Source organism: Streptomyces sp. NPDC107454, from assembly GCF_055582885.1.
On record NZ_JBVJPA010000009.1, the window covers coordinates 312,627 to 325,737 of the forward strand.

Sequence of the window (13,111 nt, forward strand, 5' to 3'; positions counted from 1 at the left end):
GGAGCGGCCCCCTTTGGGCTGGGCCACCAACGACTGGTGGGCGTGGTCGCCGTCGGGCGGTTCGTCTCAGTCCGGGATGGCGGCCTCGACCAGGGGAGCGGCTACGGTGCGGGCCGCTGTCTCGGCGCCGGGATCGTGGTCCGGCCAGGCACTGATCCCGGCGCCGTCGTAGAGCAGAATCGAGCGGCACCCGTGCGGGCGCGGCGGCCCGCCGGTGGGTGAGTGACTTCGCGCCCGTGGCGCCTGCCTGCTGGGCGACGTCGAAGAACAGCTCGTGCAGCCAGGCGTGGTAGTCCTGCGCGGCCTGTTCGACGACACCGCCGGGCAGGCGTCGGCACTCGCGCTGATGAACACGCGCCGCGGAGCCCCGGCTCGGTGAACGACAGCCCCCGCACCTCGAACGCGTCGCAGCCCGCTACGACACCCCGAAAGAGCGCCTGGTCACCGGGGCCACGTCCGGCATCGACCGGCCGGACGCCGAGGCCGGTGAGATCGACGTCCTGGTCAACAACGCCGGGCACGCGCTCTGGGCACCGGCCGAGGGGATGAAGGTGTCCGACTACGACGTGATGTTCGCCGGCAACGTGCGCGCGGCGTTCTCCTTCGTCGCGGCATTCGCCCCGGCGACGGCGGCGAAGGGATCGGGTAACGTGATCAATATCGGCAGCATGGCGGGCGGCATCGGCCTGGCCACGGGTGCCGCGTACGGCGCGACCAAGGCCGCGTCGGCATCCTTGACGCAAGGCTGGACGGCCGAGTACAGCGGCCGCGGCGTCCGCTTCAACACGGTTGCCCCCGGTCCCGCCCACACCCGACCCCCGGGCTCGCGACCTGTTCGGCGCCCTCGGCGGGACCACAGCGACAAGACCCGCGGCTGAGCCCGCGCCGAGGTCGTCGCCTTCGTCGTCTCGCCGAAGGCCGGCCATGTCAGCGGTCCGACCATCGCCGTCGACGGCGGCCGCACCGCCATCCGAACCCGCCCGTTCCTTGTGCGGGGATCGGGCACCCGAGTTGATACGACGCACACATGAAAGGTCACAGCCATGAACAGGCTGGACGGAAAGGTCGCCGTCGTCACCGGCGGCAGTAGCGGTATCGGATTTGCCACCGCACAACAGTTCGTGGAGGAAGGTGCCTTCGTGTTCATCACCGGACGGCGCCGGCCCGAACTGGACAAGGCGAAAGACGAGATCGGCAGGAATGTCACGGCCGTCCAGGGTGACGTCAGCGTCTCCGCCGACCTCGACCGGCTCTTCCGGACCGTCGCGGAGGAGAAGGGGAAGATCGACGTCGTCGTCGCCAACTCGGGTCTGGTCGATCCGCAGGTGTTCGGCCAGATCACCGAAGCGGGTTTCGACCGTACCTTCAACGTCAATGCCCGTGGCACCCTGTTCACCGCTCAGAAGGCCTTGCCCTTGATGAACGACGGCGGTTCGGTCATCCTCGTCGGATCGATCGCGGGCCACATCGGCGTCGAGGGATACACCACCTACAGCGCCACCAAAGCCGCCTTGCGCTCCTATGCCCGCACCTGGACCAAGGAGCTCAAGGGCCGCGGCATCCGGGTCAACGTCCTCAGCCCCGGCCCGATCGACACCCCGATCTTGGACGGCCAAGCGGACTCCAAGGAAGGCGCCGACGCGATCAGAGAGGCCTTCGCATCCCTCATTCCACTCGGACGCATGGGACGTCCCGAGGAGGTCGCCGCGGCCGCCGTCTTCCTCGCATCCGATGAGAGCAGCTTCTGCGCAGGCATGGAACTGAGCGTCGACGGCGGCATGGCACAAGTCTGAGGAGGGAGCCCGTCGAACGGGGGCTCTCGACCCCGTCACATCGCGACAGGTCAAGCGGCTCCCGACAGGCCCGCCCGGAGGGCGTCGAGCAACTGGTCCAAGTTACCCAGCTGCTCGGCGCCCAGCGCTCCGAAGGCCTTCCGCAACACCAGTTCCCCCGCCGCGGTCCCCGCGGCGAGCGCCTTGGCGCCCTCCGGGGTGAGGCGCACCAGCTCGGAGCGCCCGTCATGAGGATCCGGTGTCCGCTCGACCGGTCCCGCACGCTCCAGCGCGGCAAGGGAAAGACCGCCGCCCGTCATGCCGTCGTCGACCACTCTGCGCAGGTCGGACCCGAGCGACAGATACCGCAGTCCGACCCGTAGGCGCTCTTCGCCGCCAAGACCACAAAGCCCCTGCAGTGCCCTGAGGGCGGGCCGCGTGGCCATGCCCAGAGGATGTAGACACTGGCATCATTGTTGTCGTTGACATCATTGTTTCCAGTGACTACATTCAGGGTCGCAGATCCTGCGGAAAACCCGAGGGCTGTTCGTCGAGGCGGCAGCGACTTCCGTCTCACCTCAGCCTCGGCCCACCCGGCTATCACTACGGAGACCTCTCATGCCTTTGCCGCGCCTCGGTCGGTTGCTTCGCCCCGCCGCCTTCGGCGGCATCCCCACCGGTGCACGACTGGAGCGCATGCAGGCATCTCCTCAGTACGCCGACGGCAGCTTCCGCAATCCGACGGCCACCCTGACCATGGCTTCCGGCTCCGCGCTCGACTTGGCCCGGACGAACCTTCACCGCGCCGATCGCGTCCGTCGCAGGCCGGCCACGGCGATCCCCCTGCACCGACCGGCCCTCACGGGGCCCGACGCGGCGCCGGAATCCGGTCTGCGACTGACCTGGACGGGGCACTCCACCGTTCTTACCGAGATCGACGGCGCAAGGCTGCTGTTCGACCCGGTATGGGGCGAGCGTTGTTCACCGGTGGGCTTCGCGGGACCCCGGCGACTCCACCCGGTCCCGATGCCCCTTGAGGACCTGGGCCCCGTGGACGTGGTGGTGATCTCCCACGACCACTACGACCATCTGGACATGCCCACCATTCGTGCCCTCGTCGGCACGGGCGCACAGTTCGCGGCCCCGCTGGGCGTGGGGGCGCACCTTGAGCGCTGGGGAGTCGCACCCGAACGGATCACGGAACTGGACTGGCACGAGTCGACGCAGGTCGCAGGGCTGACACTGACTGCCACGCCGGCCCGGCACTTCTGCGGACGCGCCCTGCACCGCCGTACGCTCTGGGCATCCTGGGTGGCGACCGGTCCCAGGCACCAGGTCTTCCACAGTGGGGACACCGGTTACTTTCCCGGCTTCGCCGAAATCGGGGCGGTACACGGTCCGTTCGACGCGGTGATGATGCAGATCGGCGCCTACAGCGACTTCTGGCCGGACATCCACATGACACCGGAGGAGGGTCTCCGCGCCCATCTCGACCTGGGCGGAGGCGAGCCGCACGGTGTGCTGCTGCCGATCCACTGGGGCACCTTCAACCTGGCCCCGCATCCGTGGGAGGAGCCTGCCGAGCGCACGTACGCGGCCGCTGCTGAAGCAGGTGCTCGGGTTGCCCTGCCCATACCGGGTCAACCCTTCGAACCTGGCGGCGAATTGCCCCAAGCCCCGTGGTGGCGGACGGTGGCGGCGCCCGCGTCCGACGCAGCCTCGACCGTCACCAAGGCCCGCCGCCCGGCGGGCGCTCGCCCCGCTCCGGCCCAGCAGCAGCCGTAACTCCGACGCACAACAGGGCCGCGAGCGGTGTCTCGCGGCCCTGCGTCGACCTGAGCCGCGCGGGCGCTTGCGCGGAGACTTCCGCCCCCTGTCGCGGACGGCCGCCGCCGTGGAATCTCATGTCGTGAGGGTTTGTCTATCCGTGGTCCGGACCTGATGGGGCGGTGGCGTTCGAGGTTGCTTCGGGTCGGGTGTGGAGCACTTCGCGGGCCTGTTCGGCGGCGCGGGTGATGCTTTCGCTGATGAAGTCGAGGAACCGGGCGATGTTCTCCAGGCGGGTGGCGGCGGGGGTGTGGGGGCCGAGGACGGCGACGCCTTGGCGTGCGGTTTCGACGAGTTGGTCGTTGGCTCGGGCGCTGGCGATCGTCGCCTGGTAGAAGAGTTCGTCGTCGACGACGTAGCGGTCGCGGCGGCGTTCGTCGCGTTCCCGGCGGACGAGGCTCTGGCTCTCCAGGAAGGCGATCGCTTTGGAGATGGAGGCCGGGCTGACCTGGAGGTGCTGGGCGAGCTGGGACGCGGTGAGGCTGCCCGCGTCGGTGATGAACAGGCGGGTCAGCACCCGGGCCGTCATCTTGGTCATGCCCGAGGCCATGAGGACGGTCGTGAGCGTCTCCTCGTACTCGGCCACGGCCTCGGCGTCGCGTCCGTGCGGCTGAGGGGCTGACTCCGGCCCCCGGGAGGCGGTGGGCCTGCGCCGGTGGGCGCGGCGTTCGGTGGCGCGGTGGGCCAGGTCGGCGCGGTAGGCGGTGGGGCCGCCGTTGCGCATCACCTCACGCGTGATCGTCGAGGTCGGGCGGTCGAGGCGTCGGGCGATCTCGGCGTAGGGGAGGCTGTCGGCCAGCCCCAGCGCGATCTGCTGGCGTTCCTGCTGGGTGAGCCTGCCTCCCGGCATCGCAATCTCCTCGGTGGTCCTTCGTGGCGGTCTCTGATCCCCTCCACTGTAGCGTTCACGTCTCACCCATTGCAATGACCGGGGCGATTGTCGTTGCGTTACTCTCAGGACTGTTGCAACAGTTTCTAGGCATCTACCTGCATCGATGTCAATTGTGTGCAACGGGCTCGTTGTCAGTTCATGGAAAGCAACGTAGCGTTTCCAACGTCAGAAACAACGAGCGAGCACGGGAGAGCATGATGCAGAAGTTCGACACCCCCGCCCCGATCTCCGCCGTCCTGGACATCCCCGCCGGACGCATCCAGTTCATCGCCGCGGACCGCGCCGACACCACCGTCGAGGTCCTGCCCGCCGACCCCTCCAAGAGCCGCGACACCAAGACCGCTGAGCAGACAGAAGTCACCTACGCCGACGGCGTCCTGCGGATCACGGCCTCGACCTCCAACAACCAGCTCTTCGGCCCCTCCGGATCCCTGGAGGTCACCGTCCAGCTGCCCGCCGGCTCCCGCATCGAGGCCAAGACCGCGAGCGCCGAGCTCCGCGGCGTCGGGCGCCTCGGCGACGTCGCCTTCGAAGGCGCGTACCGCCAGATCAAGATCGACGAGGCCGCGAGTGTCCGCCTCACCGCGATCGACGGCGACGTCGAGGTCGGCCGGCTGGGCGACTCCGCGGAGATCAGCACCGCACGGGGCGACATCCGGATCACCGAGGCCGTGCGCGGCACGGTCGTGCTCCGCACCGAGTCCGGCGACATCTCGGTCGGCGCCGCCGCAGGCGTCTCGGCCGCCCTGGACGCCGGCACCGGCTACGGCCGTGTCAGCAACGCGCTCAAGAACGACGGCACCGCCGAACTCGACATCCGCGCCACCACCTCTCGCGGCGACATCACCGCCCGCAGCCTCTGAACGAACTGAACCGGAACCAGCCAGGGGGAACACATGACGAAGAACAGCACTTCCTCGATCAGTTCGAAGTGGACCGGCATGGTGTCGGTCGACGATACGGCCCTGGCCGTCACCGACACCGGCGGTCCCGGTATCCCTGTGGTCTACCTCAATGGCCAGTTCGCCACTCAGGGGTACTGGCGGCGGGTCATCGCCGAACTGGGCACGGGGTGGCGGCACATCACCTACGACGAGCGGGCCCGCGGCAGATCGAAGCGCTCGGCGGACTATTCCTTCGAGGCAGCCGTCCGGGACGTCGATGCCGTACTCGCGGCCAGGGGCGTGGACCGGGCGCTGATGGTGGGCTGGTCCTACGGGGCGGTCGTCGGGGCGCACTGGGCCGGCCGGAACCCGGAGCGTGCCCTGGGCGCGGTCCTGGTCGACGGCGCGTTCCCGTACGACTGGCTCGACGAGGCCATGGAGCAGCGGATCCGGAAGCTGTTCCGGCGGATGGGCTGGTTCCTGCCGCTGCTGCGCCCGACGGGGCTGGCCCCGCGGATGACCGCCGAGCAGCAGGCGAACAGCAACATCGAGCTCGGCAGGCTCTCCCGCGAGCGCGAACTGGGCCCCGTGCTGGACGACATCACCGTCCCGGTGCGGTACGTGGTCGCTTCGGGGACGTCCTTCGGAAGCCGCGGTGACGAGCAGGAACGGATACGCACCGGCCTCGACGCGGTGACCGCCCGCAACCCGAACATACGGATCAGCGCGAAGGTCGCAGGCAACCACGGTGCGATCCTCAAGAAGGACTTCCCGTCCATCGCCGAGGCCGTGCGCGAGGTCGCCGCCCTCGATCGTGCGGGGCGGACGAGGTGAAGCCGTAGCGGCCGAGCACGTTGAGGGGGTCGGGGAAGCGCGGGGACAAGTGCCGGCGAACTTCCCGTACGCCTCGGCCTGTTCCTCAGCAGTGCCGGTCCAGGCCCCTTGGGCGCGGACCGGCACACGCGGGTCGATCGGATCCCGTCAGTGGCTGTGGCCGCCACCGCCGTGGCCGCCGGCGGGGCGGTTGCCGTCGGGGCCGACGATCGTCCATGGGCGCATCAGATCGTCGTCCTCGTGTTCGAGGAGGTGACAGTGGTGGATGTACGTCGCCGGTAGCTCGGCGCCGCTGTTCGGAATCGACGCGATGTCATCCTTGGGCGGGACGAATTCCTCAATGATGATCCTGGTCACCATCTGCGCAGGGGCCTTGACCGTGTCCTTGTAGGACAGCGTTTCGTCCGGGTCCGGCGGAACGGGCGGGCCGGTGAAGTAGTTGGCCAACACCGGGTGGTCCTGTGGTTTGCGGCCACCGTAGATCCACTTGTCGTAATCCGTCTGGTAGGCGGCCGCGTCGATCGGCTGCCGGTTCAGCACCTGGAAGTTGACGAGGTGGACATGCATCGGGTGGGCGTCGTGGTTGGGATTGATGTACTCCCAGATCTCGGTCGAGCCCTCCTCGATGAAGTCCTGGGACGGCTCCATGTAGGGCACCGCGTTGAGCGTCATCGTCCTGTAGAGCTGGTGCTGGTACACGACCCATTCCCGCCGACGGGTGTGCGGTCTCGGCTTGATGGGTGCGACCGCCCGCAGCTTGAGCTTCTCGGGCGGCGTCGTCCTGTCCCGTCCGGACAATGGCTTGGTGACGTGGAATCGCATGATGTCTGCGATTTCCGGTCCGCAGCCGGGGAAGCCGGGGAAGTGGACCTGCGTTCCTGGGTAGTTCGTCAATGTGACCATCTTGCCCTTCACGTGACTGAAGTCGACGATCAGGTCGTAGCGCTCGGCCGGGCTGATCAGGAAGTCCAGCATGTGCAACGGGGTACGGAAGCCGCCGTCTGTGCCGATCAGCCAGAACGGCAGCTGGGGCTCGGGCAGTACGTTTCTGGGAACGTCGAACCTCAGCCGCCAGAAACGCTCGTTCGAAGCGTTGAGAAGGCGCAGCCGGTAGCGTCGCGGCTCGACCTCCAGGAAAGGGTATGCCTTCCCGTTGACGACCGGGGTGTCCTCGCCTTCCCTGTCCAGCATGGTGTAGGCGAGCGAGCCGTCCCGGTTGAAGGTCCGGTCCTGCAGGATGAGGGGGACCTCGAATTCGCCTTGCGGCAGCCCGAGCCGCTCGTCGGCGGGGTCACGAATGAGGTAGAGGCCCGCAAGGCCCGCATAGACGTTGAGAGCGCTCATCCCCATGGCGTGATCGTGATACCAGAGCATGCACGAATGGTCGTGGTTGGTGTAGCCGTAGATCGCTTCGTTGGGTTTGGCCCGGCGCGGGTCCAGGGTGGTGTAGCCCTCGGCATGGAAGCCCTTCGGGCTGTACGACTGCTCCGGCAGGCCGTCGGACTGTGGCGCTGTGTAACCGCCGTGCTGGTGTACGACGTTCCACACGTTGATGTCGTCGGGGAACTGCTTGACGTACTTGTAGGGAGGCGGAGGGACCGGGGCGACCAGGGGGTTCTTGCGGCGAATCTGGTCGATCACCTTCTGGAACATGTGGGTGGTCGGCAGTTCGTTGCGCCACTTGACGACCGTCGGGTGGTCCCTGGTCGTGCTGATGGTAGCCCCGAGATAGCCCATGCCGATCGGCTTGTGAGGGTCGTGCGGGTTCGTGGCCCAGTAGCCCCACACGGGTGACGGCGCGAGATCCCGGTGGAAGCGCCACGAGCCCTGCCGCATCGTGAACTCGTAGTAGTCGGCGCCCGGATAGACGGAGGGATCCGAGATGGCTGTCAGCGGCCTGGGCAACGGGTCGACGAACCTCTTCAGCTGAGGGGTGTTCGGCGTCCCCGCGGGGTCCTCACACCCTGCCGGCGGGTGAGCCGTCGCGGAATACGCCCGCAGTCCCAGAACACCCCCTGGAAACATGGCCGCAGCCCCCAGACCACTGGCCGTGAGGAATTTCCTTCGCTCAATCATCGTCCCTGTCCTTCCGTCGCCTCACGTAGCGCACAAGGAATACAGGGGTTGATTCGGAGCGTAACCGCAGCGCGCCAGTCCGTTCGGAGAGAGCCACTCATTGAGCCGATCTCAGCCGTAAATCGGAAGGCGTCGAGGTTGAAATCAAACTATTACCGCAAGTCTGAATGCATACGCCATTTGAATACATGCACCATTCTTCTGGTGCGCCCCATTCTGCTGCGCGGCGGACCATGGGGCCAACTGATCGTTTCAGAATGAGTTTCGGAGTCGCCTCAAGCGCATGTTGCTGCATGCGAGTTGAAGTGCTCGACCACCCGGCGGGTCGTGGAGCCGGATGAGTGGGTCGTGGATGAGCGCTCCCTCCACAGGTCGTCGGCACTGGCCTGGCGACGTCAAGAGGCGACAACACGGCTTGATGCGCGCCCGGCGGTCTCAGCAGTTCGCGCTGTAGCGGATGCATCCGGGTGGCGGGGTGTGGCTGTGGTCCCACTCGTGCTGCGCGGCCGTCAGCGATCCGCCTGCCAGGAGGGCCACCAGCAGGTGCGCGATCACCGTCCAGCGGGCACGAAAGATTGCCGCGAGAACTGCCAGAATGAGTACGGCGATCAGCAGCACCCGTACCCGCCCCATGTGCGCGAGGCCGGCCGCGTCGATCTGTGCTTGGTCGCCTTGCGCTGCCCATACCTCCAGGCCGTAGCCATATATCCAGTCCAGCACCAGCCACGCGGTCTCCAAGAGGAACAGCGGGATCGCGAGCGCGAGGTCCACGCCCAGGCGTGTTGGGTGCGACCAGGGGCGTCGGCGTTCCGGGGCTGGAAGGGTGTCGGTCATGGCTGCAGCGTGCCGCGGCTGGTGGTGACGCACATGAGTACCCGTACTCAACTCCGGTCCCGCGGGCCCGGATCCGATGGGGTTGTGGAGCGAACGCCGGTCCGCTCTCCATCAGGGCCTGCTGGAACTGGCCTGCGGGCAGTGGTTCGAGCTGCAGGTCCTGGGCTCGGGTTGTGGCCGGCTTCGTGTCTCCGTGGCCTCTATGGCAGCGGCCGACGCCGACGCGGGGACGTGACCTGACGGGCGGTCAAGTTCCGTCCTCGAGCACCGAGGTCCGTGGTCAACAACGCTGTGGCATCTGTCTGGTGAAGATCACAAGCCGACCACGATCACCTCGCCCTCGGAACTGTCGAAGCTCCAACTGGTCGAGCACCGGATCCCGACGGACTCTCTCGACCCGAACAACTTCAAGTACCGCTGGGTGCTGCCGGTCATTCCGCTCAACGGCGGCACCGGCTACCGCGCGCTCAAGTCCCACATGGGCGGCATGGTCTGGTACCAGGACAAGCTGATCGTCACCTCATGGGAGCAGGACTCCGACGACAACGTGATGTACATCTTCGACATGAAGCGCATCCTCCAGGCCACCGTCAACAGTTCCGCGGTCGGCAAGGTGAGTGGCGGATGGTCGGCGGACGGCTCCGAGCCCGGCTACCTCGCCACGGACAGCAGCAACCATGTGAACGCCTCGAAGGCGTACGAGACGAACGCCGTCGGGCGGCAGGGCGTGCTGTCGCGCAGCGCCACCGACGGTGGCACGCCGAACTTCTACGTCGACGACGTGCGCGGCGGCGTCGGCCGGCACGGCATCCTGTGGCGGCAGAACACCAGCGGAGCCACGGCGGCAGCCAACTGCGGGCAGGACATCACGTACGCCTGCTGGGGCCGGCACACCAAGAGCACGTCCTACTGGTGGAGTACGGGCCGGGTGTGGGCGCTCACCGAATGGGCGGCGGACAGCACGCGTCACCGAGCGGTGCGCCCAGTTGACCCAGCCGGGCACGGACCCTCTCGGCGTCGGGGTGGGCGAGCTCGGTGAAGAGGGTGAGGGCGCTGTGCCAGGCGGCTCGGGCGGCCTCGTGGTCGCCTGTCGCACGGTGCGTGTCACCGATGCGGACGAGGGTTCCCGCCTCCTCGGACGGCACGCCCAGGTCCCGGAAGATGGTGAGCGCGTTGCGGTAACTGGTGAGGGCCTGCGGATGGTCGCCGAGATTATGGTGGGCGTAGGCGACGCTGTCCCAGGTGGCGGCCTGGCCGATGTGGTCTCCGAGATCCCGTTGAATGGTCAAGGCCTCGAGGCAGTGGCTGAGGGCCTGTTGGTGATCCCCGAGCGTCGCGTGGTCCCAGCCGACCGCGTTGAGGGCGGTTGCCTGCGCGGCCTGTCGGCCAGTGGCCCGGAAGAGATCCAGGGCCAGCTGGTCGTGCCGGAGGGCGCCGGGGAGGTCACCGTGCTGCTCGGCCTCCCAGCCGAGGCTCAGGTGGACGTAGGCCCGTCCGACGTCGTCGCCGAGTTCGGTGAAGAGTTCCAGGACACGGTCGAGGTGGGCACCGGCTTCGTCGCGCAGGCCCAGTCGGCCCGCCACCCGGGCCAGTCCGAGCAGGCCGTGAGCTTCCACGACGGGGTCGGCCAGCCGCAGCGCGGCGTCGAGGGCGGTCCGTTGGGCGGCCGCCCAGTCGTGCCAGTGCCCCTGCCGGTCGAAGAACCGCTCAAGGGACGAGACGAGCAGGCAGACAAGGCGGTCCGAACCGGAGCTCGTGGCGGCGTCGATGACGGCGAGCAGCACCGCGTACTCGGCCGTGAGCCAGGCCAGGGCCGACTCGTCGTCGGCGAGTGGTTCGGGGAGAGTCCCCTCGGGGACAGGCGGGAGCGGCATGGTGTCCACGTACGGTGCGATCAGCCGACCGGCGGCGTGCGCCGTGTACAGATAGTGCTCGAACAGCTGGTTCACGGCCGCCCGGCACTCGGCCTCGCTGTGCTGGGTGTGCGCCAGTTCGGCGGCGTAGGCGCGGAGCAGGTCGTGGAAGGCGTACCGGCCGGGGGCGTGCTCGTTGATGAGGTGCACGCGGGAGAGCTCGGTCAGCAGCAGCCGCGCCTCCCGTTCCGCGAGCCCGGCCAGAGCGGCCGCGGCCGGCGCGGTGACATCAGGTCCGGGATGCAGTCCGAGCAGTCGGAAGAGGCGGGCGGCGGCGGTGGAGAGCGCGCGGGAGGACCAGGAGAAGACCGCGCCGACATCGGCCGACGTGTCGGCCTCGATGAAGGCGTCGAGACTGCCATGGGCCTCGCGCAGCTCGGCGGCGACGGCCGACAGCGAGAAGTGCGGGTGGGTGGCCGCGCGGGCGGCGACGCAGGCCAGGGCCAGCGGCAGCCCGGCGCACAGTGCGGTGATGTCCGCCGCCGCCGCCCGCTCGGCGGAGACCCGCTCGGCCCCCAGGCGGCGGATGAGGAGCTCCCGTCCCTCGTCGGTGCCGAGCGGACGCAGGGTGAGGGACTGGGCCCCATGAGCGGCCACCAGACCGGAGAGCTGGTTGCGGCTGGTGACGATCGTGAGGCAGCCGGGCGTGCCGGGCAGCAGCGGCCGCACGTGATCGGAATCCCGCGCGTTGTCCAGCAGGACGAGGAACCGGCGTCCGGCCAGCAGGCTGCGGTAGAGCGCGGCCTGGGCGTCCAGACCGTGCGGGACGCGTTCCGGCGGTACCCCCAGCGTGTCCAGAAAACCGCGGACCGCTTCGTCGGGACGCATGACGGCCCCCGAGGGGTCGAAGCCCCGCAGATTGACGTAGAGCTGCCCGTCGGGATAGCGATCCGCGACCCGATGGGCCCAGTGCACGGCGAGTGTGGTCTTGCCGATTCCGGCCATTCCGCCGATGGCACTGATCACCACTGTTTCGGCGGGCCGCCCCTCGCTCGACAGCGGTCCGAGGACCTCGGCCAGTTCGGCCCGCCGACCGGTGAACGTCGGTAGATCGAGCGGCAGTTGCGCGGGCACGGGCAGGGAGACCGCTCGCGGACCGACGAGGTCCGAGGCCGCTGGACCCTTGGCGGTGCGCGCCTCGGAGGCGTCGGCTGCGGGCCCGGCCGCCGTGGATGCCGCGTCGCGCAGCTCCGGTCCAGGATCGATGCCCAACTCGTCGGCGAGACGGTTCGACACGGTGAGGTACGCGCTGAGCGCCTCGGGTCGTCGACCGGTGGCCGAAAGAGCGAGAATCAGCCTGGCCATCAACGGCTCGTCCAACGGGCTGTCGGCAGCGGCCTCCCGGAGCCGGGGGAGGACCGCACCCGGCAGGTTCGCGCGCAGCGCGACATCGGCGGCCTCCTTCACGGTCGCGAGGCGCTCGCCCTCCAGTGAGACGAACGCCGCGTGTGCGCGCGCCTTCACGGGGATCCCGTGCGTCGTCGGGCCCTGCCACAGCGACAGCGCCTCGGTGAGGAGGTCCACGGCCCGTTCGGGTGCTCCGTCCGAGGCGGCCCGCCGGGCCTCGACCCGCAGCGCACGGAAGCGCAACAGGTCCAGAGAGTCACTGTCGGCCACCAGTCGGTATCCGCCCGTGTCCCGGAGCAGCCACCGGCCCGTCGCCCGGGTGGGAAGGCCGGGCTCCAACAGGCGGCGCAGCGCCCCGACATGCCGGTGGACCACATTGACCGCGGTGTCCGGCGGACGCCCGCCCCACAGGACGTCGACGATCTCACTCACGGAGACCGGCTGACCTGCCCGTACCAACAGCAGTGCCAGTAGCGCCCTTTCCTGTGGACGTGCGAGGTGCAGCTCCGTCCCCGCCCGCCAGACCCGAACCGGTCCGAGTACCGCGAACCGCACCGGATCCGGCGCCACCTCATGCCCCCTTTGGTCTTCCACCCCGACGCTCACCCTACGTCACGCCGCTCGGCCGCCTACGTGCAGGACGACCGGCGTAAGGCAGTGTCCAGGAGGCCTCCGGCATCAGCCGAATTCCGCCCAGTGCAACGCGTCGAATTCGCCCGAGAGGAGTTCCGC

Annotated in this window: 11 protein-coding genes; 6 read left to right on the forward strand and 5 right to left on the reverse strand. The window is 68.7% G+C overall.

The window, feature by feature from the left end; genetic code table 11:
* Positions 1 to 461: 461 nt before the first annotated feature.
* Positions 462 to 878 (forward strand): SDR family oxidoreductase, encoded by a 417-nt coding sequence (locus ACZ69M_RS24780; RefSeq protein ID WP_470053193.1) that lies wholly within the window; start codon positions 462 to 464, stop codon positions 876 to 878.
* A 165-nt stretch (positions 879 to 1,043) separates the two neighbouring features.
* Positions 1,044 to 1,793, forward strand: coding sequence for an SDR family NAD(P)-dependent oxidoreductase (locus ACZ69M_RS24785; RefSeq protein WP_470052936.1), 750 nt, complete (start codon positions 1,044 to 1,046; stop codon positions 1,791 to 1,793).
* Between the two features lie 50 nt (positions 1,794 to 1,843).
* Here ACZ69M_RS24785 and ACZ69M_RS24790 read toward each other — a convergent pair whose 3' ends face one another.
* The gene (locus ACZ69M_RS24790; protein WP_470052938.1) at positions 1,844 to 2,218 is read right to left on the reverse strand and encodes a winged helix DNA-binding protein; all 375 of its coding nucleotides are present in this window, start codon (positions 2,216 to 2,218) and stop codon (positions 1,844 to 1,846) included.
* A 172-nt stretch (positions 2,219 to 2,390) separates the two neighbouring features.
* Between ACZ69M_RS24790 and ACZ69M_RS24795 the strand changes: the two genes are divergently transcribed.
* A complete protein-coding gene (locus ACZ69M_RS24795) occupies positions 2,391 to 3,557 on the forward strand; it encodes an MBL fold metallo-hydrolase (RefSeq protein ID WP_470052940.1) in 1,167 nt (388 codons plus the stop codon).
* 136 nt (positions 3,558 to 3,693) lie between these two features.
* On the opposite strand, the gene ACZ69M_RS24800 is transcribed toward ACZ69M_RS24795, so the two are convergent.
* On the reverse strand, positions 3,694 to 4,449 hold the full coding sequence (locus tag ACZ69M_RS24800) for a helix-turn-helix domain-containing protein (RefSeq protein WP_470052942.1): 756 nt from the start codon (positions 4,447 to 4,449) through the stop codon (positions 3,694 to 3,696).
* 239 nt (positions 4,450 to 4,688) lie between these two features.
* Between ACZ69M_RS24800 and ACZ69M_RS24805 the strand changes: the two genes are divergently transcribed.
* Positions 4,689 to 5,354 carry a DUF4097 family beta strand repeat-containing protein gene (locus ACZ69M_RS24805; protein ID WP_470053195.1) on the forward strand — a complete coding sequence of 222 codons (666 nt, stop codon included), beginning with the start codon at positions 4,689 to 4,691 and terminating at the stop codon, positions 5,352 to 5,354.
* Between the two features lie 33 nt (positions 5,355 to 5,387).
* Positions 5,388 to 6,209: an alpha/beta fold hydrolase gene (locus ACZ69M_RS24810; RefSeq protein ID WP_470052944.1), complete on the forward strand. Its 822-nt coding sequence runs from the start codon at positions 5,388 to 5,390 to the stop codon at positions 6,207 to 6,209.
* 147 nt (positions 6,210 to 6,356) lie between these two features.
* Here the strand turns inward: ACZ69M_RS24810 and ACZ69M_RS24815 are convergent, their stop codons facing one another.
* Positions 6,357 to 8,114, reverse strand: a complete 1,758-nt coding sequence (locus ACZ69M_RS24815; protein WP_470052946.1) for a multicopper oxidase family protein — start codon at positions 8,112 to 8,114, stop codon at positions 6,357 to 6,359.
* 606 nt (positions 8,115 to 8,720) lie between these two features.
* On the reverse strand, positions 8,721 to 9,119 hold the full coding sequence (locus ACZ69M_RS24820) for a DUF6234 family protein (RefSeq protein ID WP_470052948.1): 399 nt from the start codon (positions 9,117 to 9,119) through the stop codon (positions 8,721 to 8,723).
* Between the two features lie 421 nt (positions 9,120 to 9,540).
* On the opposite strand from ACZ69M_RS24820, the gene ACZ69M_RS24825 reads away from it, so the two are divergent.
* Positions 9,541 to 10,158 carry a hypothetical protein gene (locus tag ACZ69M_RS24825; protein WP_470052950.1) on the forward strand — a complete coding sequence of 206 codons (618 nt, stop codon included), beginning with the start codon at positions 9,541 to 9,543 and terminating at the stop codon, positions 10,156 to 10,158.
* Here the strand turns inward: ACZ69M_RS24825 and ACZ69M_RS24830 are convergent.
* Positions 10,058 to 12,949: an AfsR/SARP family transcriptional regulator gene (locus tag ACZ69M_RS24830; protein WP_470052952.1), complete on the reverse strand. Its 2,892-nt coding sequence runs from the start codon at positions 12,947 to 12,949 to the stop codon at positions 10,058 to 10,060. The genes ACZ69M_RS24825 and ACZ69M_RS24830 overlap by 101 nt on opposite strands.
* Positions 12,950 to 13,111: the final 162 nt, after the last annotated feature.

Bases quoted from the DNA above. Each gene is read 5' to 3' on its own strand.
- ACZ69M_RS24785 (WP_470052936.1), top strand. From the start codon at position 1,044: ATGAACAGGCTGGACGGAAAGGTCGCCGTCGTCACCGGCGGCAGTAGC.
- ACZ69M_RS24790 (WP_470052938.1), bottom strand. From the start codon at position 2,218: ATGGCCACGCGGCCCGCCCTCAGGGCACTGCAGGGGCTTTGTGGTCTT.
- ACZ69M_RS24795 (WP_470052940.1), top strand. From the start codon at position 2,391: ATGCCTTTGCCGCGCCTCGGTCGGTTGCTTCGCCCCGCCGCCTTCGGC.
- ACZ69M_RS24800 (WP_470052942.1), bottom strand. From the start codon at position 4,449: ATGCCGGGAGGCAGGCTCACCCAGCAGGAACGCCAGCAGATCGCGCTG.
- ACZ69M_RS24805 (WP_470053195.1), top strand. From the start codon at position 4,689: ATGCAGAAGTTCGACACCCCCGCCCCGATCTCCGCCGTCCTGGACATC.
- ACZ69M_RS24810 (WP_470052944.1), top strand. From the start codon at position 5,388: ATGACGAAGAACAGCACTTCCTCGATCAGTTCGAAGTGGACCGGCATG.
- ACZ69M_RS24820 (WP_470052948.1), bottom strand. From the start codon at position 9,119: ATGACCGACACCCTTCCAGCCCCGGAACGCCGACGCCCCTGGTCGCAC.